We start from the raw sequence: 24,608 nt of genomic DNA, 5'->3' as shown, positions 1-24,608 counted from the left end.
GCGGGTCCTTTCCGGCCCTGGCACAATCGGGGGCGCCGCTCGGCTGGGTGGCGCCCCCTCGCTCAAAGGTCCGACGGTCCCCAGATGCCGCCCACCCTCGCCTCGCTCGTCCAGCACTCCTCCCTGAAGCTCGTCGTCCGCGCGGGGGAGGACCGTCTCGACACCCCCGTCCGGTGGGCGCACGTCAGCGAGCTCGCCGACCCCGTCCCGTACATGGAGGGCGGCGAACTCCTCCTCACCACCGCGCTCACCCTCGATGCCGAGGACCTGGAGGCGATGCGCCGTTACGTACGACGGCTGCTCGGCGCGGGTGTCGTCGGGCTCGGCTTCGCCGTCGGCGTCAACCACGAGGAGATCCCGAGGGCGCTCCTCGACGCGGCCCGCGAGGAGCATCTGCCCCTGCTCGAAGTACCGCGCCGGACCCCCTTCCTCGCCATCAGCAAGGCCGTGTCCGCGGCCATCTCCGCCGACCAGTACCGGGCCGTCACCGCCGGTTTCGAGGTGCAGCGCGAGCTGACCAGGGCCGCGCTCGCCGAGGGCCCCGAGGCCGTCGTCGCCCGGCTCGCCGCCCACGTCGACGGCTGGGCCGCGCTGTACGACACCTCCGGCACCGTCGTCGCCGTCTCGCCCGACTGGGCGGCACGCCGGGCCGCCCGGCTCACCTCCGACGTGGAGCGGCTGCGTGACCGGCCCGCGCCGGTCAGCGCCGTGGTCGGCGGCACGGACGACCGCGTGGAGCTCCAGTCGCTGGGGACGGGACGCCGGGTGCGCGGCGCCCTCGCGGTGGGCACGGGCGCTCCCCTCGGTACGGCCGAGCGGTACGCCGTGCACTCGGCGATCGCCCTGCTCACCCTCACCACGGAGCGCTCCCGTTCCCTCCAGGCGGCCGAGCAGCGGCTCGGTGCCGCGGTCCTGAAGCTGATGCTCGCGGGGCAGCCGGACCACGCGCGCGCGGTGGCCGGCGACGTCTACGGCGGGCTGCTCGACGCCCCCTTCCGGCTCCTCGTCGCCGAACCCGCCGGAGGCGACACGACCGGCGAACCGCCGCTCCCGGTGCTCGCCGAGGCCCTGGAGGCGGCGGCCGCACGCGCGGGCGAGGCGGTGCTCGCCGTCCCCGAGAGCGAGCAGCGGCTCGTCGTCCTCGCCGCCGACGGGGGCGCGGTCGTCACCGCCTGCGAGGGGTACGCGGAACGGGACGCGGAGGACGCAGGCGTCACCATCGGGCTGTCGGCCCCGGCCGGTCCGATCACGGCCGCAGCGGCGTACAAGCAGGCGGAGCAGGCGCTCTCGGTGGCCAGGCGGCGCGGGAAGGCGCTCGTCGAGCACGAGGACCTGGCGGCGGGTTCGGTCCTGCCGCTCCTCGCCGACGACGCCGTCCGCGCCTTCGCCGACGGGATGCTCCGCGCGCTCCGGGACCACGACGCCACGGGCCGCGGCGATCTGGTCGCGTCGCTGCGGGCCTGGCTCTCCCGGCACGGTCAGTGGGACGCGGCGGCGGCCGACCTGGGCGTCCACCGCCACACCCTGCGCTACCGGATGCGGCGGGTGGAGGAGATCCTCGGCCGCTCCCTGGACGATCCGGACGTCCGCATGGAGCTGTGGCTCGCGCTGAAGGCGACGGGGGAGGGCGCGGAGTAGGCCGCCCGGGCCCGCCGGCCGTCCGAGGAGGCCAGCGAGCTCGCCGGCCGTCCGGTGGGGGTCTCATCGGGCGCGCTGGCCGTCCGGTGGGTGTCTGCTCGGGCGCGCTGGCCGTCCGGTGGGGGTCTGCTCGGGCGCGCTGGCCGTCCGGTGGGTGTCTGCTCGGGCGCGCTGGCCGTCCGGTGGGGGTCTGCTCGGGGCCCGCTGGCCGTCCGAGTGGGCCCGTCCGGGCGCGCGCCTGGCCGTCCGAGTCGGCCCGTCCGAGCCGGCCCGTCCGGGACCGTCAGCCGTTCGAGCCCCCGCCCCCGCCGTCCGAGCCCCCGCCCCAGGTCCCGCTGTTCCCGTCGCCGTTCGATCCGAGGCGGCCCCGCCGCCGGTTGCTGTCGCGCAGGACGCGGCCGATCGCCAGCGTCACGGCGGCCACGCCGCGGACCCAGCGCGGACCGCCCCGCGCCGCCCACACCACGCAGACGCACCCTCCGACGGTGAGCAGCAGGACGCCGGTCAAAGCGATCACGACCATGTCTTCCCCCATGTGTCCCAGACGTGTCCCCACCCCGGCGTCTTCTTCCACCGTGGTCCGGACATCCTGCCATCGCCCGGACCGGGCCCCAGCAGGCCGCCCAACCGCCCCGGCCTGCCCGAACTCGGGCAATTCTCTTGGTCAACCGCCCCCTGACTCCCTACTCTCCTGCTCATGACAAGCCCCGCCGTCGATCCGGCCCCCGAGGCGTCCCCGGCCGTCCCCGAGGCGTACCGGGCCGCTTCCGACCCCCGTACCCCCGTCACCCCGGCCGTGCCCGCCGCCCGCCGGATCACCGGTGCCGTGTGGGCCGCGCTCGGCATCGTGTACGTCGTGTGGGGCTCCACCTACCTCGGCATCCGGATCGTCGTCGAGACGATGCCGCCGTTCCTCTCCGCCGGGGTCCGCTTCGTCACCGCCGGCCTGCTCCTCGTCGGGATCATCGCCTGGCGCCAGGGCCCCGCCGCGCTCAAGGTCTCCCGCCGCCAGCTCGGCTCGGCCGTCCTCATCGGTCTGCTCCTGATCCTCGGCGGCAACGGTCTCGTCGTCCTCGCCGAGACCTCCATCCCGTCCGGCCTGGCCGCCCTCCTCATCTCCGTCGTCCCGGCCTGGGTCGTGGTCCTGAAGGCCGCGTCCGGGCAGCGGCCGACGGCGGGCGGGCTCGCCGGTGTGGCCCTCGGCCTCGTGGGACTCGCCGTGCTCACGCTCCCGGGACTCAGCGGTGAGGTGAGGGTCGGCGGCGTCGTCCTCGTCGTCGTGGCGACGCTCCTGTGGTCCGTCGGCTCGTTCTCGTCCGCCCGCCTCCCCATGCCCGCGAACCCCTTCACGGCCAGCGCGTACGAGATGATCGCGGGCGGTCTCGGCGGTCTCGCCGTCGGACTCCTCCGGGGCGAGCGGCACGGTCTCGACCCGAGCGCGATCTCGGGCCGCTCCTGGGTCGCGCTCGCGTACCTGATCGTCTTCGGCTCCCTGATCGCCTTCACCGCGTACGCGTGGCTCCTGCAGGCCGCGCCGCTCTCGCTGGTCGCCACGTACGCGTACGTCAACCCCGTCGTCGCCGTCGCCCTCGGCGCCCTCGTCCTGAACGAGGCCCTGTCGTGGCCGATCGTCCTCGGCGGCGCGATCGTCGTGGGCGGCGTCTGCCTCATCGTCTCGACGGAACGGCGCGGCTGACCGGCCGCCCGGCATCCGGCCGGTCGGCATCGAACCGCCCGGCATCCGGCAGCCCCTGCCCGGCCGCCCCGTCCGGCGTCCCCCGCCCCGCGTCCACCGCCCGCCCGCCCACCCAGTCCGCCCGCCCCCGTTCGGCCAAAGCGGACAGCGGTTCACCCTCACCACTCCACACCGGACAAACGCTCCTTCGCCCTCCCGGCCCTACCGTGGCACGAGAGCAATCGCTCGCTCCCCGAAACGGAAAGGGCCGGGACGCAATGACGACCACCCACGCCTTCTGGCTCGCCGGCCGCGAGGCCACCGGCGAGGCCACCTTCGACGTCACGAACTCCTTCGACGGACGTCTGGTCGGCAAGGTCAGCGTGCCCACCGAGGCCCAGGTCGAGGAGGCCGTCGCCGCCGCGCACGCCGTCGTCGACGAGTTCGCCGCGACCCCGGCGCACGTCCGCGCCGCCGCCCTCGACCACGTGTCGAAGCGGCTCGCCGAGCGCACCGAGGAGATCGCCCTGCTGATCTCCGCCGAGAACGGCAAGCCCATCAAGTGGGCCCGCGGCGAGGTCGGCCGTGCCGTCTCCGTCTTCCGTTTCGCCGCCGAGGAGGCCCGCCGCTGGAACGCCGGTGAGGCCCAGCGCCTGGACACCGAGGCCGGCGGCGCGGGCCGCCTCGCCCTCACCCGCCGTATCCCCAAGGGCGTCGTCCTCGGCATCGCGCCGTTCAACTTCCCGCTGAACCTCAGCGCCCACAAGGTCGCCCCGGCCATCGCCGTCGGCGCCCCGATCATCCTCAAGCCGGCCCCGTCGACCCCGATCTCCTCCCTGATCCTGGGCGAGATCCTGGCCGAGACCGACCTGCCGGCCGGCTCCTGGTCGATCCTGACCGTGCCGAACGACCGCATGCCCGCCCTGGTCAAGGACGAGCGCCTCCCGGTCATCTCCTTCACCGGCTCGGACAAGGTCGGATACGCCATCCAGGAGTCGGTGCCGCACAAGCACTGCACCCTGGAGCTCGGCGGCAACGCCGCGGCCGTCGTCCTCCCCGACTGGTCCTCCGAGGAGGACCTGGACTGGGCGGCGAGCCGGATCGCCACCTTCTCCAACTACCAGGGCGGCCAGTCCTGCATCTCCGTCCAGCGCGTGATCGTCGACTCCTCGGTCCACGACCGCCTACTGCCGAAGATCGTCGCCGCCGTCGAGGCCCAGGTCACCGGTGACCCGTCCGACGCCGCCACCGACGTCGGCCCGCTGGTCGACGAGGCCGCCGCGCAGCGCGTCGAGGCCTGGGTCGACGAGGCCGTCGCGGCCGGCGCCAAGCTCCTCGTGGGCGGCAAGCGCGAGGGCGCGACCTACGCGCCGACCGTGCTCACCGAGCTCCCGGCGGACGTCACCCTGGCCCGCGCCGAGGTCTTCGGCCCGGTGCTGACCATCGCCCGGGTCGACGGCGAGGCCGAGGCCTTCGCCGCGGTCAACGACTCGGACTTCGGCCTCCAGGCCGGTGTCTTCACCCACGACCTGCAGGCCGCCTTCCGCGCCCACCGGGCCCTGGAGGTCGGCGGCGTGATCGTCGGCGACGTCCCCTCCTACCGCGCCGACCAGATGCCGTACGGCGGCGCGAAGCGCTCCGGCGTCGGCCGCGAGGGCGTCAGGTTCGCGATGGACGACTACACCTACGAGCGCGTCCTCGTCCTGACGGGCCTCGCCCTCTGAGGCGTACCTCCTGACGGCCTCGCCCCGTAGGGCGTGCGCCGCGTACGACCGCGAGACCAGGCGGTCCGGACCCACTGTGCGGGGGCCCGGGCCGCCTTTCGCCGTCCCGGACCCCGCACCGCGCGTCCGGCCCTGCCGGCCGTCCTCCGCCTGTCGGTACCCGCCGAAATCGGGTACGACGGACAGAGAGACCGAGGAGGCGTCCATGTCCGCACCCACCCAGCGGCCCAAGGTCACCGCGCACGAGGCCCGGCAGACCGCCGAGGCCGCCCGTGAGCGGGACTGGCGCAAGCCCAGCTTCGCCAAGGAGCTCTTCCTCGGCCGCTTCCGGCTCGACCTCGTCCATCCCCACCCGCTCCCCGCGGACGAGGACGCCCGGCGCGGCGAGGCCTTCCTCGCGGCCCTCCGCACGTTCTGCGAGACCCGGATCGACGGCGCCCGCATCGAGCGCGAGGCCCGCATCCCCGACGAGACGATCACCGGGCTCAAGGAGCTGGGCGCGCTCGGGATGAAGATCGACCGGAAGTACGGCGGCCTCGGCCTCACCCAGCTGTACTACAACCGGGCCCTGGCCCTCGTCGGCTCCGCCAGCCCCGCCGTCGGCGCCCTGCTCTCGGCGCATCAGTCGATCGGCGTACCGCAGCCGCTGAAACTCTTCGGCACCCAGGAGCAGAAGGACGCCTTCCTGCCCCGGCTCGCCCGTACGGACATCTCCGCCTTCCTCCTCACCGAGCCGGACGTCGGCTCCGACCCGGCGCGCCTCGCCACCACCGCCGTGCCCGAGGGGGACGCGTACGTCCTCGACGGGGTGAAGCTCTGGACGACCAACGGCGTCGTGGCCGACCTGCTCGTCGTCATGGCCCGCGTCCCCGCCTCCGCGGGGCACCCCGGCGGCATCACCGCCTTCGTCGTGGAGGCCGACTCGCCCGGCATCACCGTCGAGCACCGCAACGCCTTCATGGGCCTGCGCGGCCTGGAGAACGGCGTCACGCGCTTCCACCGCGTGCGCGTGCCCGCCGCCCACCGCATCGGCCCCGAGGGCGCCGGCCTCAAGATCGCCCTCACCACCCTCAACACCGGCCGCCTCTCGCTCCCCGCGGTCTGCGCGGGCGCCGGGAAGTGGTGCCTGAGGATCGCCCGTGAATGGGCGGGCGTCCGTGAGCAGTGGGGTGGCCCGGTCGGCCGGCACGAGGCCGTCGGCACCAAGATCTCCTTCATCGCGGCCACCACCTTCGCCCTGGAGGCGGTCGTCGACCTCGCCTCGCAGATGGCCGACGAGGACCGCAACGACATCCGGATCGAGGCCGCCCTCGCCAAGCTGTACGGCTCCGAGATGGCCTGGCTCATCGCCGACGAACTCGTACAGATCCGGGGCGGGCGCGGCTACGAGACCGCCGACTCGCTCGCCGCCCGCGGCGAACGCGCCGTACCGGCCGAACAGATCCTGCGCGACCTGCGGATCAACCGGATCTTCGAGGGCTCGACCGAGATCATGCACCTGCTGATCGCCCGCGAGGCCGTCGACGCGCACCTCTCCGTCGCCGGTGACCTCATCGACCCCGGGAAGTCCCTCGGCGACAAGGCGAGGGCCGGTGCGCGGGCCGGTGGCTTCTACGCCCGCTGGCTGCCCGGACTCGTCGCCGGACCGGGACAGCGACCGGGGGCGTACGGGGAGTTCGGCGGCCTCGCGGTCCACCTCCGGTACGTCGAGCGGACCTCCCGCAAGCTCGCCCGGTCCACCTTCTACGCGATGTCCCGCTGGCAGGGCCGGATGGAGCTGAAGCAGGCCTTCCTGGGCCGGATCGTCGACATCGGCGCCGAGCTCTTCGCGATGAGCGCGGCGTGCGTGCGGGCCGAACTCCTCCGCACCACCGGCGACCACGGCCGCGAGGCGCAGCAGCTCGCGGACGCCTTCTGCCGACAGGCGCGACTGCGGATCGAGGAGCTCTTCGGGCGCCTCTGGTCCAACACGGACGACCTCGACCGACGGGTCGTGGACGGCGTCCTCGCCGGCCGCTACACGTGGCTGGAGGCGGGGATCGTCGACCCGAGCGGGGAGGGCCCCTGGATCGCGGACGCGACCCCGGGCCCCGCGACATCCGACAACGTCCACAGAAGAATTCCCTGACGGCGGTCGCCCCCACGCGGGCGGGCGGGTCCGAGCCGTCGCACGGCGCCAGCCCCGGGGCGGCCCCCTCCGCCCCGTTGCGGGGCGCCGGGGCCTCCCGCCCCCTCCGTTGCACGGCGCCAGGCCGGGGCGGGTGTGGCCAGGGCCCCGGGCGTGGCGGTGCGTCGCACAGCGCGTCGTCCACGTTCCGGACCGCCCCGCCCCCGCGCCGCAGGCCACGGCACCATGGCCCCGTGACCGTCATCGACATCCCAGGCTCCAAGTCCGTCACCGCCCGCGCGCTCTTCCTCGCCGCCGCGGCCGAGGGCACGACGACCCTCCTCAGGCCCCTCGCCTCCGACGACACCGAGGGCTTCGCCGAGGGCCTCACCGCCCTCGGCTACGCGGTCCGCCGCGAGCCCGGCGCCTGGCACGTCGAGGGCCGCCCCGCGGGCCCCGGCGCGGACACCGCCGAGGTCTACTGCCGCGACGGCGCCACCACCGCGCGCTTCCTGCCGACCCTCGCCGCCGCGGGCCACGGCACGTACCGCTTCGACGCCTCGGCCCAGATGCGGAGGCGACCGCTCGCCCCGCTGATGGAGGCCCTGCGCACCCTCGGCGTCGATCTGCGGCACGGCGGGGAGGAGGGCCACCATCCGCTCGCCGTCCACGCCCACGGCGTGAAGGGCGGCGCGCTCACCCTGGACGCCGGGCAGTCCTCGCAGTACCTGACGGCGCTGCTCATGCTGGGCCCGCTCACCGCCGAGGGCCTCGACATCACCGTCACCGACCTGGTCTCGGAGCCGTACGTCGAGATCACCCTGGCGATGATGCGGAGCTTCGGCGCCCAGATCCGCCGGGAGGGGCGCACCTACCGGGTCGCCCCCACCGGCTACCGGGCGCGGACGTACGGCATCGAGCCCGACGCCTCCACCGCCAGCTACTTCTTCGCCGCCGCCGCCCTCGAACCCGGCCGCTCCGTCACCGTCCCCGGCCTCGGCACCGGCGCCCTCCAGGGAGACCTCGGCTTCGTCGAGGTGCTGCGCCGCATGGGCGCCGACGTCGAGATCACCGACACCGGGACCACCGTCCGCTCCACCGGCGTCCTGCGCGGCCTCACGGTCAACATGCGGGACATCTCCGACACCATGCCGACCCTCGCCGCGCTCGCGCCCTTCGCCGACGGGCCGGTCCGCATCGAGGACGTCGCCAACACCCGGGTCAAGGAGTGCGACCGCCTCGACGCGTGCGCCGAGAACCTGCGCCGCCTCGGCATCACCGTCCGCACCGGGCCGGACTGGATCGAGATCCACCCCGGGACGCCCACCGGGCCCGTCGAGATCGCCACCCACGGCGACCACCGGATCGTCATGTCCTTCGCGGTCACGGCCCTGCGCACGCCCGGTGTCACCTTCGACGACCCCGGCTGTGTGAAGAAGACGTTCCCCGACTTCCACCGGGTCTTCGACACGTTTGTCCACACCCCGTGAGGACCGCGCGGCGTTTGCGGCAAGAATGGGGGGCATGAGCGACCGCCCCTCTCCTCTCGCCGATCCCCATATCGCCTTCGACGTCTCCGAAGGACGCCGGGACATCGTCGTCCTCGGCTCGACCGGGTCCATCGGCACCCAGGCCATCGACCTGGTGCTGCGCAACCCCGACCGCTTCCGGGTGACCGCCCTGGCCGCCTCCGGCGGCCGGATCGGACTGCTCGCCGAGCAGGCGCACCGGCTCAAGGTCGCCGCGGTCGCCGTGGCCCGCGAGGAGGCGCTGCCGGAGCTGCGTGACGCGCTGACGGCGCTGTACGGCTCCGAGCCGCTGCCCGAGCTCCTGGCGGGCGCCGACGCCGCCACCCAGCTCGCCGCCTCGCCGTGCCACACCGTACTCAACGGCATCACCGGCTCCATCGGCCTCGCGCCGACCCTGGCTGCCCTCGAAGCCGGCCGCACCCTCGCCCTCGCCAACAAGGAGTCGCTGATCGTCGGCGGCCCCCTGGTGAAGGCGCTCGCGAAGCCCGGCCAGATCATCCCGGTCGACTCCGAGCACGCGGCCCTCTTCCAGGCACTCGCCGCGGGAACCCGCGCCGACGTCCGCAAGCTGGTCGTCACCGCCTCCGGCGGCCCCTTCCGCGGCCGTACGCGGGAGCAGCTGGCCGACGTCACCCGCGAGGACGCGCTCGCCCACCCCACCTGGGCGATGGGCCCGGTGATCACGGTGAACAGCGCGACCCTGGTCAACAAGGGCCTGGAGGTCATCGAGGCCCACCTGCTCTACGACATCCCGTTCGAGCGCATCGAGGTCGTCGTCCACCCCCAGTCGTACGTCCACTCGATGGTGGAGTTCACGGACGGCTCCACGCTCGCCCAGGCCACCCCGCCCGACATGGGCGGCCCGATCGCCATCGGCCTCGGCTGGCCCGCGCGCGTCCCGGACGCGGCCCCCGCCTTCGACTGGAGCAAGGCCTCCACCTGGGAGTTCTTCCCCCTGGACACCGAGGCGTTCCCCTCCGTCGGACTCGCCCGGCACGTCGGCGAGCTGGGCGGCACCGCCCCCGCCGTCTTCAACGCGGCGAACGAGGAGTGCGTCGAGGCGTTCCTCGCCGGGCGCCTGCCCTTCAACGGCATCATGGACACGGTCACCGCCGTCGTCACCGAGCACGGAACGCCCGGCGGGGGAACCCCGCTCACGGTCCCGGACGTCCTCGAAGCGGAGACCTGGGCGCGCGCCCGGGCCCGAGAGCTCGCAGCGAAGGCAACAGCGGAGGCCCGCGCATGAACGAAATGCTCCTGTACGCCCTGGGCATCGTGCTCTTCGCCCTCGGCCTCCTCGTCTCCATCGCCTGGCACGAGCTCGGCCACCTCTCCACGGCCAAGCTCTTCGGCATCCGCGTGCCGCAGTACATGGTCGGCTTCGGCCCCACCATCTGGTCGAAGAAGCGGGGCGAGACCGAGTACGGCATCAAGGCCATCCCGGCCGGCGGCTACATCCGCATGATCGGCATGTTCCCGCCGGGCGACGACGGCCGCATCGAGGCCCGCTCCACCTCGCCCTGGCGCTCGATGATCGAGGACGCCCGCGAGGCCTCGTACGAGGAACTGAAGCCCGGCGACGAGACCCGGCTCTTCTACACGCGCAAGCCGTGGAAGCGCGTGATCGTGATGTTCGCCGGACCGTTCATGAACCTCGTCCTGGCGGCCGCGCTGTTCTTCGGCTCGATGATGACCCTGGGCATCGAGGGCCAGACGACCCAGGTCGCCGGCGTCCAGAAGTGCGTCATCGAGCAGAGCGAGAAGCGCGAGAAGTGCGCCACGAGCGACCCGGTCTCCCCGGCGTTCAAGGCGGGCCTGCGGGAAGGCGACAGGATCGTCGCCTTCAACGGCGCGCCGGTGGGCGACTGGGACACCCTCTCCGACCGCATCCGCGACACCATCGGCCCCGCGACGATCACCGTCGAGCGGGCCGGGCAGCGCGTCGACCTGCACCCCACCCTCGTCTCCAACAAGGTGCCCAGGAAGGACGAGGACGGCGAGGTCGTCCAGCCGGTGTCCTACATCGACGCCGGCTACCTCGGCTTCGCCTCCAAGACCGAGGTCGCGCCCCTCACCTTCGTCGAGACCACCGACCGCATGGGCGATCTCCTGGAGACCGGCGTCCACTCGGTCGTCGCCCTCCCCGGCAAGATCCCCGGCCTCTGGGACGCCACCTTCGGCGACGGCGAGCGCGCCGACGACTCCCCGGTCGGTGTCCTCGGCGCCGCCCGGATCACCGGTGAGCTCATGACCGTCGAGGCCCCGCCCGAGCGGATCCTCGTCTATTTCATGAACATCCTGGTGATGTTCAACGTCTCGCTGTTCCTGTTCAACATGCTCCCGCTGCTGCCGCTCGACGGCGGCCACATCGCGGGCGCCCTCTGGGAGTCCGTCCGCCGCCACACGGCCCGGATCTTCCGGCGCCCCGACCCCGGCCCGTTCGACGTGGCCAAGCTGATGCCCGCCGCGTACGTGGTGGCCGGCGTCTTCGTCTGTTTCACGCTGCTCGTCCTCGCCGCCGACATCGTCAACCCGGTGAAGCTGACGTAGCCCCCAGGGGGGCCGGAACCCGTGGTGTCCGGCCCCCCGCCCCCAGGGCGGTAACCTCGGAGACCTGAGCCCGCCGACGCACAACCTTGAGGTTGCACAGAAGATGACCGCGATTTCTCTCGGTATCCCGACCGTTCCCACCCGGCTCGCCGAGCGGCGCAAGAGCCGCCAGATCCAGGTCGGCACCGTGGCCGTCGGCGGTGACGCACCCGTCTCCGTGCAGTCGATGACCACCACCCGCACGTCCGACATCGGCGCCACCCTCCAGCAGATCGCCGAGCTGACCGCCTCCGGCTGCCAGATCGTGCGCGTGGCCTGCCCGACCCAGGACGACGCCGACGCACTCGCGGTCATCGCGCGGAAGTCGCAGATCCCGGTGATCGCCGACATCCACTTCCAGCCGAAGTACGTGTTCGCGGCGATCGACGCGGGCTGCGCGGCCGTCCGCGTCAACCCGGGCAACATCAAGCAGTTCGACGACAAGGTCAAGGAGATCGCCAAGGCGGCCAACGAGACCCGCACCCCGATCCGTATCGGCGTCAACGCGGGCTCGCTCGACGCGCGACTCCTCAAGAAGTACGGCAAGGCCACCCCCGAGGCGCTCGTCGAGTCCGCCCTCTGGGAGGCGTCCCTCTTCGAGGAGCACGGCTTCCGCGACATCAAGATCTCGGTCAAGCACAACGACCCGGTCATCATGGTCGAGGCCTACCGTCAGCTCGCCGCCCAGTCCGACTACCCGCTGCACCTCGGCGTCACCGAGGCGGGCCCGGCCTTCCAGGGCACCATCAAGTCGGCCGTCGCCTTCGGCGCGCTGCTCTCCCAGGGCATCGGCGACACCATCCGCGTCTCGCTCTCCGCGCCGCCGGCCGAGGAGATCAAGGTCGGCATCCAGATCCTGGAGTCGCTGAACCTGCGCCAGCGCCGCCTGGAGATCGTCTCCTGCCCGTCCTGCGGCCGCGCCCAGGTCGACGTCTACAAGCTCGCCGAGGAGGTCACCGCCGGTCTCGACGGCATGACCGTCCCGCTGCGCGTGGCCGTCATGGGCTGCGTCGTCAACGGCCCCGGTGAAGCCCGCGAAGCCGACCTCGGCGTCGCCTCCGGCAACGGCAAGGGCCAGATCTTCGTCAAGGGCGAGGTCATCAAGACCGTCCCCGAGTCGAAGATCGTCGAGACCCTCATCGAAGAGGCCCTGAAGATCGCCGAGCAGATGGAGAAGGACGGCGTCGCCAGCGGCGAGCCGTCGGTCGCCGTCGCCGGCTGAGCCACGGCCCCCCTTTTTTGGGGCTCGGTTCGCCTCCGGGGCGCTGGAGCCGGGGGAACGACCCCGGCCGTGCTCGACCCGTTCGTTCCTCACGGGCCTCCGCGCGCTCGGGGTCGTTCCCCCGGCGCGCCCCTTCGGCTCACTCGCCCCGACCGCCCCGCCGCCCCCTCGGGCAGCGGGGCTTTCCGCTGTCAAAGGCGGGTCCCACAGCCCTCCGGGTAGAGTGCCAAACACCAGCAGAACCGTACGGTGAGGCCCCCTCGTGTTGACACAACCCGCCACCCGGGTCCTCGAACCCGCCGACCTCGGCGCCGCACTCGCCGTCCTGGAGAGCGCCCCCGTCGAGAACGCCTTCGTGACCGCTCGCGTCCAGGTCGCCGGACTCGACCCCTGGCGCCTCGGCGGCGAGATGTGGGGCTGGTACAGCGAGGGCCGGCTGCGCTCCCTCTGCTACTCCGGCGCCAACCTGGTGCCGCTCTGCGCGACTCCCGAGGCCGTCCGCGCCTTCGCCGACCGGGCCCGCCGGGTCGGCCGCCGCTGCTCCTCGATCGTCGGCCCCGCCGAACCCACCACCGAGCTGTGGCGGCTCCTGGAGCCCAGCTGGGGCCCCGCGCGGGACGTCCGCGCCCGCCAGCCGCTGATGGTCGCCGAAGCGCCCTCGACCACGGTCGCGCCCGACCCGCTCGTCCGCCGCGTCCGCAAGGACGAGATGGACGTGATCATGCCCGCCTGCGTGGCCATGTTCACCGAGGAGGTCGGCGTCTCCCCGCTCGCCAACGACGGCGGCCTGCTCTACCAGGCCCGGGTCGCCGAACTCGTCGGCGCCGGACGCTCCTTCGCCCGCATCGAGGACGGCAAGGTCGTCTTCAAGGCCGAGATCGGCGCCGCCACCCGCCTGGCCTGCCAGGTCCAGGGCGTCTGGGTCGCCCCCGAGCACCGCGGCAAGGGCCTGTCCGAGACGGGCATGGCCGCCGTCCTCCAGTACGCCCTGGCCGACATCGCACCCGTGGTCAGCCTGTACGTGAACGACTACAACACCCCCGCGAGGGCCTCGTACCGCCGCGTCGGCTTCGAGGAGACCGGCGCCTTCATGAGCGTGCTGTTCTGAGGCCCCGGCCACTTGTAGGGTGCGCCGCATGGATGACGCAGAGGTCGAGATCGGACCGGTCAATCTCGCCGCCCGGGTGGACGAGGCGCTCGCCGTGCAGGCGGTCGCCTTCGGTCTGGACGAGGACGAGATCGCCGTACGCCGCCACATCGTGCTGCGCCACCTGCTGAGCCCCGGCGCCCGCGCCTACGGGGCCACCACCCCCGACGGGGCGCTCGTCGGCTTCGTGTACGGCATGCCCAACGACCGCACCCACTGGTGGTCCACCGTCGTCGAGGCGTACCTGCGCTCCACCGGCACCGCCGACTGGCTCCACGACTCCTTCGTCATCACCGAACTCCACGTCCACCCCGCCCACCAGGGGCGCGGCGTGGGCCGCGAGCTGATCACCACCATCACCGACGGGGCCGCCGAACCGCGCTCGATCCTCTCCGCGATCGACACCGACAGCCCGGCCCGAGGCCTCTACCGTTCCCTCGGCTACCAGGACCTCGCCCGCCAGGTGCACTTCCCGAGCGCCGCCCGCCCGTACGCCGTGATGGGCGCGCCCCTGCCGCTGCTTCGCCGGAACTGATTTCTCCGACGCGGGCCCGCCCGGCTAACCTCGGCCCATCACCGTCAGTCCCGTAGGAGTACGAGAACCATGGCCAACGCACCGGTCCAGCGCATGTCCCAGTTGATGGCGAAGACGCTGCGCGACGACCCGGCGGACGCCGAGGTCCTCAGCCACAAGCTCCTCGTCCGCGCCGGCTACGTCCGCCGCACCGCCGCCGGCATCTGGAGCTGGCTGCCCCTCGGCAAGAAGGTCCTCGCCAACGTCGAGCGCGTCGTCCGCGAGGAGATGGACGCCATCGGCGCGCAGGAGGTCTCCCTCCCCGCCCTGCTGCCCCGTGAGCCGTACGAGGCGACCGGCCGCTGGAACGAGTACGGCGCCGAGCTCTTCCGCCTCCAGGACCGCAAGGGCGGCGACTACCTCCTCGGCCCCACCCACGAGGAGATCTTCACCCTCCTGGTCAAGGACCAGTGCTCGTCCTACAAGGACCTGCCGGTCATCCTGTACCAGATCCAGAACAAGTTCCGCGACGAGGCCCGCCCCCGGGCCGGCATCCTGCGCGGCCGCGAGTTCCTGATGAAGGACTCGTACTCCTTCGACACGGAGGACGAGGGCCTCGCCCAGTCCTACGCCCTGCACCGCCAGGCCTACCAGCGGGTCTACGAGCGCCTCGGCCTCGACTACCGCATCGTGGCCGCCACCGCCGGCGCGATGGGCGGCTCGAAGTCCGAGGAGTTCCTCGCCCCGGCCGAGGCCGGCGAGGACACCTTCGCCGACTGCCCGAACTGCGACTTCGCCGCCAACACCGAGGCCGTCTCCTACGAGCTCGCGCCGGTCGACGGCTCCGCCGTCCCGGCCGCCGAGGAGATCCCCACCCCCGACACCCCGACCATCGAGACCCTCGCCGCCTCGCTCGGCGTCCCGGCCTCCGCCACGCTCAAGAACCTCCTCGTGAAGGTCGACGGCGAGATCGTCGCCGTGGGCGTGCCCGGCGACCGCGAGGTCGACCTGGGCAAGGTCGAGGAGCACTTCGCCCCCGCGACCGTCGAGATGGTCACCGAGACCGACTTCGCCGAGCGCGACGACCTCGTCCGCGGCTACGTCGGTCCGCAGGGCCTGGAGAAGGTGACGTACCTCGCCGACCCGCGCGTCGCGCCGGGCACCGCGTGGATCACCGGCGCCAACAAGGACGCGACGCACGTGAGGAACGTCGTCGCGGGCCGTGACTTCGAGGTCTCCGAGTACGTCGACGTGGTCGTCGTGCAGGAAGGCGACCCGTGCCCCAGGTGCGGCACCGGCCTGAAGCTGGACCGCGCCATCGAGATCGGCCACATCTTCCAGCTGGGCCGCAAGTACGCCGACGCCCTCAAGCTCGACGTCCTCGGCCAGAACGGCAAGCCCGTCCGCGTGACCATGGGCTCGTACGGCATCGGCGTCTCGCGCGCCGTCGCCGCGCTCGCCGAGCAGACCGCCGACGACAAGGGCCTGTGCTGGCCGGCCGAGGTCGCCCCGGCCGACGTCCACGTCGTCGCCGCCGGCAAGGCCCTCCAGACCGAGCTGGCCCTGGAGGTCTCCGACAAGCTGGCCGCCGCCGGCCTCCGCGTCCTGGTCGACGACCGCGCGGGCGTCTCCCCGGGCGTCAAGTTCACCGACGCGGAGCTCATGGGCGTCCCCAAGATCCTGGTGGCCGGCCGCCGCTCGGCGGAGGGCATCGTCGAGCTGAAGGACCGCCGCACGGGCGAGCGCGAGGAAGTGACGGTCGAGGAGGCCCTCGCCGCGCTGACCTCCTGACAGCACACCGCGTGACGTGAGGGGCGGGGCCCTGAGGCCCCGCCCCTCCGCGCGCACCCCGCCGAGCCCCCGTCAGGGCTCAGGCGCCGTCCTCGTGAAGCGCCGGTTCCACCGACGAGCCCGTCAGGTCCTCGATCGGGTCCGCCAGCGTCGCCCGGCTCCTGAGATACGCCTCGCTCAGCGGGTGTGGCGGCGATCCCGCCTCCGCCTCCGCCTGTCCGGGGGCGGGCGCCGCCCGTTCCAGGAACCGCAGCAGTTCCACCGGAATCGGCAGGACCAGCGTCGAGTTCTTCTCGGCGGACACCGCCATCACGGTCTGCAGCAGACGCAGCTGCAGCGCCGCCGGCTGGGCCGACATCACCCCCGCCGCCTCCGCCAGCTTCTTCGACGCCTGGAGTTCCGCGTCCGCGTTGATGACCCGCGCGCGCCGCTCCCGGTCCGCCTCCGCCTGCCGCGCCATGGAACGCTTCATCGTCTCCGGCAGGGACACGTCCTTGATCTCGACCCGGTCGATCGCGACGCCCCAGCCCATCGCCGGGCTGTCGAGCATCAGCTCCAGACCCTGGTTGAGCTTCTCCCGGTTGGACAGCAGGTCGTCGAGGTCGCTCTTGCCGATGATCGACCGCAGCGAGGTCTGGGCCATCTGCGAGACCGCGAACTTGTAGTCCTCGACCCGCACCAGCGCGTCCGCCGCGTCGACGACCTTGAAGTACACGACCGCGTCGACCCGGACGGTCACGTTGTCCCGGGTGATGCCCTCCTGCGCGGGCACGGGCATCGTGACGATCTGCATGTTCACCTTGTGGAGGCGGTCCACCACCGGAACGATCATCGTGAAGCCGGGCGGGCGGACGTCGTCGCGCAGCCGGCCGAAACGGAAGACGACCCCGCGCTCGTACTGCTTCACGACACGCGCCGCCGCGCCCGCGTAGACGGCGGTGGCCGCCGCCGCGCCGGCCAGCGCGGCCAGCAGTTCTTCGATCATCACGGCCCCCTGGAATCGAGCCGAACGGTACAGAAAGGGTATTCCCCTACAGCCAGCTCGCGAACTCCAGAAGCAGCTCCGCGTCCTGCCGCCGCCCCGCCGTGAGCGCCCGGGTCCCCGACTCGACCGCGCGGAACAGGGTCCAGCCGCGCAGCCGCTCCCGGTCCAGGTCCAGGGAGTCGGCCAGTCTGCTGACCCGCCGCCGGGCCGCCGAGGCCCCGGAGGAGGCGGCGACGAGGTCCTCGACCCGGTCCCGTACGAGCCGGGCGAGGTCGTAGGCCCGCTCACCGACCAGCGGCTCGGGACCGACGGCCAGCCAGGGCGCCCGGTCGCCGGCGAGGACCTTGCCCTGCCGGAAGTTCCCGTGCAGCAGCAGCGTCTCCGCGTCGCCCGCCACCAGCTCCTCGCGGGCCGCGAGCGCCGCCGTCGTCAGCTCCGCGGTCGCGGCCCGCGACCGGTGGGGGACCATCGCCGCGGCCTGCCGGGCCGTCCGCTCGGCCACCGTCTCGAAGTCGTGCGCGGCCGGGGGTTCGACCCACAGCTTGCGCACGGTCCCGGCCGCCTCCAGGAGCGCCTTCGCCTCCGGCAGGGAGCGCAGGGAGACCTCGGGGTGCAGTCGTTCGAGGACGAGCGCGCCGTCCCCGGCCCCGTCGAGGAGCTGTACCGCGCCCCAGCCGTTCCAGTGCGCGAGCGCGTCCCGCTCCAGCTCCGGCCGGGCGAACGGCGGCGCGATCTTGAGGGCGGCGGGGGTGCCGTCGGAGCGCCTGACGAGGACGACCAGGCTGCTCCGTCCGCCGGGGGCCATCACCCGCTCGGTCTCCAGGGACGCGTGGCCGAGGGCCCGGTCGGCGAGGCCGGGCAGCTCTCCGAGCCACTCGGCCGCCGCGGCGTCCCCGTACGTCTCACCGAGCGTCCTGACCAGTCGCTGCGGCGGTTCGAAACCCATGCGTACGTTGTTCCTTAAGGTCGGGGCGGGGCGGGGACCCGTTCGGCGAGCCCAGGAAAGGTTACGTCGCCGCCGCGCCAGCGGACGGCTCGTACCGCCGCCTCCCTGAGCGCGGCGGCCGCCTCGCGCCGCCGGGGGCCCTCCGAGGCCCGGACGAGGTCGGAGTAGACCCCGGCCACGCGGTCCTCCAGGACGGCCGCGAGCCGGACGGCCCCGGCCGGGTCGGCCACCCGGAACGGCAGCTCGTACGCGGCCTCCGCCGCCACCGGCGTGCCGCCGAGATCGCGGACGGCCCTGCGCAGCGCGTCCCGGCGGGCCCGGTGGGCCTGGTAGGCGGCGGTGGCCTCCGCGCGCCGCTCCGCGCCGATCCGGCCGCCGACCACCCCGTACCCGTACACCGCCGCGTGTTCGGCGGCCAGTGCGGCCTGGGTGGCGTCGAGGGCGCTCATGCCCGTGCTCCTTCGGTCAGCAGGTAGGCGTGCGCGGCGCCGGCGGCTGCCACCGAGGCGAGCAGCCGGGCGTACTCGGGCGGGGCGGCGAGCAGGGCGGTGGTGTGCGCCTCGGAGGCCGTGCGCGCGGCCTCGGCGAGCTCCTTCAGGGCCGCCCCGGGATCGGCCGCGACGGGTACGGGGGAGGGGGCGGCCTTCCGCGGAGCGGTCGGCGCCGGGGAGGCCGTCGCGGGCCGCACGCTCGTACCGCCCTCCCCGAGGGCCTCGGTGTGCGCGGCCACCGAGCGTCGCAGCGGGGCCAGTCGGCCGGCCAGCGCGGGGTGGGCGGCGAGCGTCGCGTCGTAACGTTCCAGCAGGGACCGGGAGGCGGTCACGGAGCGCAGTCGCAGCGCGGCCTCGGCGCGCGCCGCCCGCACGGCCTCGCGCTCGGCCGCGCTCGGCTTCCGGGGACCGGCCTTCTCGGAGGTGGTGCAGCCCGCCAGCACCGCCGCGGCGGCGGCCGAGACCCCGGTCGTCAGGAGTGCGCGCCTGCCCGTCGTCGTCACGCTCTCTCCCTCAGCCGTGGTAAGTCGTCGAAGATCGTCGGGATCACCGCAGGCGAGCGTACCCGCGGGCCCCGGGGCGGTGGACGGCAACACCCTCCGGGACCGGATACCCTTTGGTCTGACACGCGACGAACCCACAACAGCACACGCGGCCGAGGAGTCACCCGGATGAGCACCACCCAGAGCGACAGGCTGCGCGGACTCGTGGAGCCGCTGGTCCACGCGAAGGACCTGGATCTGGAAGAGATCGAGGTGTCCCGGGCCGGCCGCCGCGGATTGCTGAGGATCGTCGTCGACTCGGACGAGGGCGTGGAGCTGGACGCGTGCGCCGAGCTGAGCCGCGCGATCTCCGAGAAGCTCGACGAGACCGAGGCGATGGGCGAGGGCGAGTACGTCCTCGAAGTCAGCTCCCCCGGCGCGGACCGCCCCCTGACGCAGCACCGCCACTACGTGCGGGCCACCGGCCGGCTGGTCAAGCTCCAGCTGTCCGTCGACGGTGCCGACGAAGAGCTGGTCGCGCGGATCCTCGCCGTGGACGAGAAGGGCCTCGATCTCGAAGTGCCGGGCGTGAAGGGGCGCAAGTCCACCGCCCGCCGGGTCGAGTTCGCCGATGTCGTCAAGGCGCGTGTCGAGATCGAGTTCAACCGCAAGGACAAGAAGGAAGAGGAGGCGTAGCCGTGGACATCGACGTGAAGCTGCTCAAGGGCTTGGCGCATGAGAAGGAGATCTCCTTCGACCTGCTGGTCGAGGCGATCGAGTCGGCCCTCCTCATCGCCTACCACCGCACCCCGGACGCCCGCCGCCACGCGCGCGTGGAGCTGGACCGGCTCACCGGTCACGTGACCGTGTGGGCGAAGGAGGACCCCTCCGAGCTGGAGGAGGGCCAGGAGCCCAAGGACTTCGACGACACCCCGTCGGACTTCGGCCGGATCGCGGCGAGCACCGCCCGCCAGGTGATCCAGCAGCGCCTGCGGGACGCCGAGAACGACGTGACCTTCGGCGAGTACGCGCGCCGTGAGGGCGATGTCGTCGCCGGTGTCGTGCAGCAGGGCAAGGACCCGAAGAACGTCCTGGTCCGGCTCGATGACAAGCTGGAGGCCATCCTCCCGGTGCAGGAGCAGGTGCCGGGCGAGGACTACACGCACGGTCTGCGCCTGCGGACGTACGTCGTCCGGGTGGCGAAGGGCGTTCGCGGTCCGTCCGTCACCCTTTCGCGTACGCACCCCAATCTGGTGAAGAAGCTCTTCGCCCTGGAGGTGCCGGAGATCGCCGACGGTTCGGTCGAGATCGCGGCCATCGCCCGTGAGGCCGGTCACCGCACCAAGATCGCGGTCCGTTCCACCCGTTCGGGCCTGAACCCCAAGGGCGCCTGCATCGGCCCGATGGGCAGCCGGGTCCGCAACGTGATGGCGGAGCTGCTCGGCGAGAAGATCGACATCGTCGACTGGTCGGACGACCCGGCCGAGATGGTGGCGAACGCCCTCTCCCCGGCTCGGGTCTCCCGGGTCGAGGTCGTGGACATGGCGGCCCGTTCGGCGCGGGTGACCGTGCCGGACTACCAGCTGTCGCTGGCGATCGGCAAGGAGGGCCAGAACGCCCGCCTGGCCGCGCGCCTCACCGGCTGGCGGATCGACATCCGGCCGGACACGGAGCCGGACGGTCCGCAGGACTGAGACCGTTTTTGGCCAACAACTGTTCGATTCTTGCCCCAAACAGGTGAGGTCGGTACGGGGAGGTAGACTTAATCGTGTCTGGCCGGACGCATGCCCGCGCGTGCCCTGAGCGAACCTGTGTGGGGTGCCGGGAGCGAGCGGCCAAGAGCGATCTGCTGCGGATCGTGGTGACCAAGGACGAGTGCGTCCCTGATCATCGCGGTACGCTGCCCGGCCGGGGTGCGTACCTGCACCCCGCCGTGGCTTGTCTCGACCTGGCGGTCCGCCGCCGAGCGTTCCCGAGGGCCTTCAAGGTCCAGGGTCCGCTCGACACCGCGGAACTCCGTCACCACGTCGAGCGGCCGACACCGCAGTGAAGAAGAAGAACGGCACGGATACACCGTGCGGTCAGGTACCTCGCGAGTTGGAAGTAGGTCGAGATTGCGATGAGCACTCGATGAGTACGCGATGAGTACGCCCATGAAGTAGCGACGGTCCGGCGGTAACCGGACCTCACAAAGGAGCAAAGTGGCTAAGGTCCGGGTATACGAACTCGCCAAGGAGTTCGGCGTAGAGAGCAAGGTCGTCATGGCCAAGCTCCAAGAACTCGGTGAATTCGTCCGTTCGGCGTCCTCGACGATCGAGGCGCCGGTCGTGCGCAAGTTGACTGACGCTTTGCAGGGTCCCGGCGGCAACGCCGGCAAGACCGCTGCCAAGCCCGGCGCGCCCCGTAAGGCAGCGCCCTCCCCCGCCGCGCCGAAGCCGGCCGCGGCATCCCCCGCGCCGTCCGCGGCGCAGGCTGTACGTCCCTCCGCCCCGAAGCCTGGCGCGCCCACCCCGGCGCCCAAGCCCGCGGCCGCGGAGAAGCCCTCGACCCCGGCCCCGGCCGGCGGTCGTCCCACCCCGGGTCCGAAGCCCCCGGCCGCGCCGAAGCCGGCGCCCGCCTCCCCGGCTCCGACGACTCCGGAGTTCACCGCGCCTCCGGCGGCCCCCGCCGCCCAGCCGCGTGCCGAGCGTCCCGCCGGCGCGACCCCGGGCCCCCGCCCGGCCGCCCGTCCGGGTCAGCAGGCTCCCCGCCCGCAGGGACAGGGCGCGGCGCGCCCCGGCGGCCAGCAGGCCCCCCGTCCGGGCGGTGCCCGTCCGGCCGGTCCCCGTCCGGGCAACAACCCCTTCACCTCGGGTGGCTCCACCGGGATGGCGCGTCCGCAGTCGCCCCGTCCGGGTGGCGGCGCTCCCCGTCCCGGCGGCCCCGGTGCCGCTCAGGGCGGCGCCCCGCGTCCGCAGGGCGGCCCCGGCGGCGCCCCGCGCCCGCAGGGTCAGGGCGGCGCTCGTCCCACCCCCGGTGGGATGCCCCGCCCGCAGTCTCCCCGTCCGGGCGGCGCGCCCGGCGGTAACCGTCCGAACCCGGGCATGATGCCGCAGCGTCCCGCTGCCGGCCCGCGCCCCGGTCCCGGCGGTGGCGGCCGTGGCCCCGGTGGCCCCGGTGGCCGTCCGGCCGGTCCCGGCGGTGGCGGCGGCGGTCGTCCCGGCTTCGCCGGTCGTCCGGCCGGTCCCGGCGGTGGCGGCGGCGGCTTCGCCGGCCGTCCCGGTGGTCCCGGTGGTGGCGGCGGTCGTCCGGGCGGTCCCGGCGGTGGCGGCGGCTTCGGCGGTCGTCCCGGTGGCTTCGGTGGCCGTCCCGGTGGTCCGGGTGCGCGTGGTGGCACGCAGGGCGCCTTCGGTCGCCCCGGCGGTCCCGCGCGTCGCGGTCGCAAGTCGAAGCGTCAGAGGCGCCAGGAGTACGAGGCCATGCAGGCCCCGTCCGTGGGCGGCGTGATGCTTCCCCGCGGTGGCGGCGAGGTCATCCGCCTGTCGCGCGGTGCCTCCCTCACCGACTTCGCCGAGAAGATCGGCGCCAACCCGGCGTCGCTCGTCGCGGTGATGATGAACCTCGGTGAGATGGTCACGGCGACGCAGTCGGTCTCCGACGACACGCTGACGATGCTCGGCGAGGAGATGAACTACGTCGTTCAGATCGTCTCGCCGGAGGAAGAGGACCGCGAGCTCCTCGAGTCCTTCGACATCGAGTTCGGCGAGGACGAGGGCGGCGAAGAGGCTCTGGTCTCCCGTCCGCCGGTCGTCACCGTCATGGGTCACGTCGACCACGGTAAGACCCGACTGCTCGACGCGATCCGCAAGACGAACGTCGTCGCGGGCGAGGCCGGTGGCATCACCCAGGGCATCGGCGCCTACCAGGTGGGCACCGAGGTCAACGGCGAAGAGCGTCGCATCACCTTCATCGACACCCCGGGTCACGAGGCGTTCACCGCCATGCGTGCCCGTGGTGCGAAGTCGACCGACATCGCGATCCTCGTGGTCGCGGCCAACGACGGCGTCATGCCGCAGACGATCGAGGCGCTCAACCACGCCAAGGCCGCCGGCGTCCCGATCGTCGTCGCGGTCAACAAGATCGACGTCGAGGGCGCGGACCCGACCAAGGTCCGCGGTCAGCTGACCGAGTTCGGTCTGGTGGCCGAGGAGTACGGCGGCGACACGATGTTCGTCGACATCTCCGCCAAGCAGGGTCTGCACATCGACTCCCTGCTGGAGGCCGTGGTCCTCACCGCGGACGCCTCGCTCGACCTGCGGGCCAACCCGAACCAGGACGCGCAGGGTATTGCGATCGAGTCCCACCTCGACCGCGGTCGCGGTGCCGTCTCGACCGTCCTGGTCCAGCGCGGAACGCTGCGCATCGGCGACACCGTGGTGGTCGGCGACGCGTACGGCCGTGTCCGGGCGATGCTCGACGACAAGGGCAACAACGTCGAGGAGGCGACCCCGTCGACTCCCGTCCTGGTGCTCGGTCTCACCAACGTGCCGGGTGCCGGCGACAACCTCCTGGTGGTCGACGAGGACCGTACGGCGCGTCAGATCGCCGAGAAGCGCGCCGCGCGTGAGCGCAACGCCGCCTTCGCCAAGCGCGTCCGCCGGGTGTCCCTCGAGGACCTCGACAAGGTGCTCAAGGCCGGTCTCGTCCAGGAACTCAACCTCATCATCAAGGGCGACGCGTCCGGTGCGGTCGAGGCCCTCGAAGCCTCGCTGCTCCAGCTCGACGTCGGCGAAGAGGTCGACATCCGTGTCCTGCACCGCGGTGTGGGTGCGGTCACCGAGTCGGACATCGACCTGGCCATGGGCTCCGACGCCATCGTCATCGGCTACAACGTCCGTGCGGCCGGCCGTGCCGCGCAGATGGCGGAGCGCGAGGGCGTCGACGTCCGGTACTACTCGGTGATCTACCAGGCCATCGAGGAGATCGAGGCGGCCCTGAAGGGTCTCCTCAAGCCCGAGTACGAAGAGGTCGAGCTCGGTACGGCGGAGATCCGCGAGGTCTTCCGCTCGTCCAAGCTGGGCAACATCGCCGGTGTCCTCATCCGCTCCGGCGAGGTCAAGCGCAACACCAAGGCGCGCCTCGTCCGCGACGGCAAGGTCATCGCCGAGGACCTCACGATCCACGGTCTGCGCCGCTTCAAGGACGACGTCACCGAGATCCGCGAAGGCTTCGAGGGCGGTATCAACCTCGGAAACTTCAACGACATCAAGATCGACGACGTCATCGCGACGTACGAGATGCGCGAGAAGCCGCGCGCCTGATCGCGTCCGATCGCAGCAGTGAGCCGGGGCCGGTCGGCGGAAAGTATTCCGTCGATCGGCCCCGGCCGTTGCGTGTAGCGTTTCCGGTGTCCCCGCCGAGTGGTCGGCGGGAGCACCGAACCCGAACCGGCGGGACATCCGGACATCCATGTATGTGGGGACACTGTCCTTCGATCTGCTCCTCGGCGACGTACGTTCGTTGAAGGAGAAACGCTCCGTCGTCAAGCCGATCCTCGCCGAGCTCCAGCGGAAGTTCGCGGTGAGCGTGGCGGAGGTCAGCGGCCAGAACCTCCATCGGCGGGTCGAGATCGGCGTCGCGATGGTGTCGGGGGACCCGGGACACCTCAGCGACGTACTGGACCGGTGCGAGCGGCTCGTCGCCGCCCGCCCCGAGGTGGAGCTGCTGTCGGTGCGCCGCAGGCTCCACACTGATGAAGACTGATTGAGCAAGGCAAAGAAGGAGAAGGA

The 24,608-nt window shown here is 72.8% G+C and carries 21 protein-coding genes; 16 read left to right on the top strand and 5 right to left on the bottom strand.

The window, feature by feature from the left end:
- Positions 1 to 84 precede the first annotated feature (84 nt).
- Positions 85 to 1,638 carry a PucR family transcriptional regulator gene (locus ACRRSS_RS27535; RefSeq protein WP_435973778.1) on the top strand — a complete coding sequence of 518 codons (1,554 nt, stop codon included), beginning with the start codon at positions 85 to 87 and terminating at the stop codon, positions 1,636 to 1,638.
- 283 nt (positions 1,639 to 1,921) lie between these two features.
- Here the strand turns inward: ACRRSS_RS27535 and ACRRSS_RS27530 are convergent, their stop codons facing one another.
- Positions 1,922 to 2,161 carry a hypothetical protein gene (locus tag ACRRSS_RS27530; protein WP_435973777.1) on the bottom strand — a complete coding sequence of 80 codons (240 nt, stop codon included), beginning with the start codon at positions 2,159 to 2,161 and terminating at the stop codon, positions 1,922 to 1,924.
- A 174-nt stretch (positions 2,162 to 2,335) separates the two neighbouring features.
- Between ACRRSS_RS27530 and ACRRSS_RS27525 the strand changes: the two genes are divergently transcribed.
- The 10 genes from ACRRSS_RS27525 (at position 2,336) to ACRRSS_RS27480 (ending at position 15,936) form a co-directional block, all read left to right on the top strand.
- On the top strand, positions 2,336 to 3,334 hold the full coding sequence (locus ACRRSS_RS27525) for an EamA family transporter (RefSeq protein WP_435973776.1): 999 nt from the start codon (positions 2,336 to 2,338) through the stop codon (positions 3,332 to 3,334).
- 257 nt (positions 3,335 to 3,591) lie between these two features.
- Positions 3,592 to 5,037 carry an aldehyde dehydrogenase family protein gene (locus ACRRSS_RS27520; protein WP_435973775.1) on the top strand — a complete coding sequence of 482 codons (1,446 nt, stop codon included), beginning with the start codon at positions 3,592 to 3,594 and terminating at the stop codon, positions 5,035 to 5,037.
- Positions 5,038 to 5,242: 205 nt separating this feature from the next.
- Positions 5,243 to 7,165, top strand: a complete 1,923-nt coding sequence (locus ACRRSS_RS27515; protein WP_435973774.1) for an acyl-CoA dehydrogenase family protein — start codon at positions 5,243 to 5,245, stop codon at positions 7,163 to 7,165.
- A 233-nt stretch (positions 7,166 to 7,398) separates the two neighbouring features.
- Positions 7,399 to 8,634, top strand: coding sequence for a 3-phosphoshikimate 1-carboxyvinyltransferase (gene aroA, locus ACRRSS_RS27510; RefSeq protein WP_435973773.1), 1,236 nt, complete (start codon positions 7,399 to 7,401; stop codon positions 8,632 to 8,634).
- Between the two features lie 34 nt (positions 8,635 to 8,668).
- Positions 8,669 to 9,919 (top strand): 1-deoxy-D-xylulose-5-phosphate reductoisomerase, encoded by a 1,251-nt coding sequence (gene dxr, locus ACRRSS_RS27505; protein ID WP_435973772.1) that lies wholly within the window; start codon positions 8,669 to 8,671, stop codon positions 9,917 to 9,919.
- Positions 9,916 to 11,223, top strand: a complete 1,308-nt coding sequence (locus tag ACRRSS_RS27500; protein ID WP_435973771.1) for a M50 family metallopeptidase — start codon at positions 9,916 to 9,918, stop codon at positions 11,221 to 11,223. Before dxr ends, ACRRSS_RS27500 begins: the two co-directional genes overlap by 4 nt.
- Positions 11,224 to 11,326: 103 nt before the next feature.
- Positions 11,327 to 12,484 carry a flavodoxin-dependent (E)-4-hydroxy-3-methylbut-2-enyl-diphosphate synthase gene (gene ispG, locus ACRRSS_RS27495; protein ID WP_351909271.1) on the top strand — a complete coding sequence of 386 codons (1,158 nt, stop codon included), beginning with the start codon at positions 11,327 to 11,329 and terminating at the stop codon, positions 12,482 to 12,484.
- Positions 12,485 to 12,746: 262 nt separating this feature from the next.
- Entirely contained in the window at positions 12,747 to 13,592 is an 846-nt protein-coding gene (locus tag ACRRSS_RS27490) for a GNAT family N-acetyltransferase (protein WP_435973770.1), read from the top strand.
- A gap of 28 nt (positions 13,593 to 13,620) precedes the next feature.
- Positions 13,621 to 14,166 carry a GNAT family N-acetyltransferase gene (locus tag ACRRSS_RS27485; RefSeq protein WP_435973769.1) on the top strand — a complete coding sequence of 182 codons (546 nt, stop codon included), beginning with the start codon at positions 13,621 to 13,623 and terminating at the stop codon, positions 14,164 to 14,166.
- A 69-nt stretch (positions 14,167 to 14,235) separates the two neighbouring features.
- Positions 14,236 to 15,936, top strand: coding sequence for a proline--tRNA ligase (locus ACRRSS_RS27480; protein ID WP_435973768.1), 1,701 nt, complete (start codon positions 14,236 to 14,238; stop codon positions 15,934 to 15,936).
- Positions 15,937 to 16,015: 79 nt separating this feature from the next.
- Here ACRRSS_RS27480 and ACRRSS_RS27475 read toward each other — a convergent pair whose 3' ends face one another.
- The 4 genes from ACRRSS_RS27475 to ACRRSS_RS27460 are packed head-to-tail and all read right to left on the bottom strand — an operon-like array spanning position 16,016 to position 18,861.
- The gene (locus ACRRSS_RS27475; RefSeq protein WP_435973767.1) at positions 16,016 to 16,921 is read right to left on the bottom strand and encodes a slipin family protein; all 906 of its coding nucleotides are present in this window, start codon (positions 16,919 to 16,921) and stop codon (positions 16,016 to 16,018) included.
- A gap of 46 nt (positions 16,922 to 16,967) precedes the next feature.
- Positions 16,968 to 17,867 (bottom strand): aminoglycoside phosphotransferase family protein, encoded by a 900-nt coding sequence (locus ACRRSS_RS27470; protein ID WP_435973766.1) that lies wholly within the window; start codon positions 17,865 to 17,867, stop codon positions 16,968 to 16,970.
- A gap of 14 nt (positions 17,868 to 17,881) precedes the next feature.
- On the bottom strand, positions 17,882 to 18,316 hold the full coding sequence (locus ACRRSS_RS27465) for a DUF4439 domain-containing protein (protein WP_435973765.1): 435 nt from the start codon (positions 18,314 to 18,316) through the stop codon (positions 17,882 to 17,884).
- Positions 18,313 to 18,861 (bottom strand): hypothetical protein, encoded by a 549-nt coding sequence (locus tag ACRRSS_RS27460; RefSeq protein ID WP_435973764.1) that lies wholly within the window; start codon positions 18,859 to 18,861, stop codon positions 18,313 to 18,315. The genes ACRRSS_RS27465 and ACRRSS_RS27460 overlap by 4 nt, the downstream gene beginning before the upstream one ends.
- Before the next feature lie 168 nt (positions 18,862 to 19,029).
- On the opposite strand from ACRRSS_RS27460, the gene rimP reads away from it, so the two are divergent.
- The 5 genes from rimP (at position 19,030) to ACRRSS_RS27435 (ending at position 24,582) form a co-directional block, all read left to right on the top strand.
- Complete coding sequence (gene rimP / locus ACRRSS_RS27455; RefSeq protein WP_435973763.1) at positions 19,030 to 19,536, top strand: ribosome maturation factor RimP; 507 nt, start codon at positions 19,030 to 19,032, stop codon at positions 19,534 to 19,536.
- 2 nt (positions 19,537 to 19,538) lie between these two features.
- Complete coding sequence (nusA, locus tag ACRRSS_RS27450; RefSeq protein ID WP_435973762.1) at positions 19,539 to 20,534, top strand: transcription termination factor NusA; 996 nt, start codon at positions 19,539 to 19,541, stop codon at positions 20,532 to 20,534.
- A 74-nt stretch (positions 20,535 to 20,608) separates the two neighbouring features.
- Positions 20,609 to 20,890 carry a YlxR family protein gene (locus ACRRSS_RS27445; protein WP_351909291.1) on the top strand — a complete coding sequence of 94 codons (282 nt, stop codon included), beginning with the start codon at positions 20,609 to 20,611 and terminating at the stop codon, positions 20,888 to 20,890.
- Between the two features lie 151 nt (positions 20,891 to 21,041).
- A complete protein-coding gene (gene infB / locus ACRRSS_RS27440; protein WP_435973761.1) occupies positions 21,042 to 24,140 on the top strand; it encodes a translation initiation factor IF-2 in 3,099 nt (1,032 codons plus the stop codon).
- Positions 24,141 to 24,288: 148 nt separating this feature from the next.
- A complete protein-coding gene (locus ACRRSS_RS27435) occupies positions 24,289 to 24,582 on the top strand; it encodes a DUF503 domain-containing protein (RefSeq protein ID WP_351909295.1) in 294 nt (97 codons plus the stop codon).
- Positions 24,583 to 24,608: the final 26 nt, after the last annotated feature.

This window comes from Streptomyces sp. Qhu_M48, assembly GCF_051305195.1.
In the GTDB taxonomy this organism is placed as follows: Bacteria; Actinomycetota; Actinomycetes; order Streptomycetales; family Streptomycetaceae; genus Streptomyces.
Note: the sequence above shows the minus strand (reverse complement) of the source record. Positions and strands in the feature narration are given on the sequence as shown.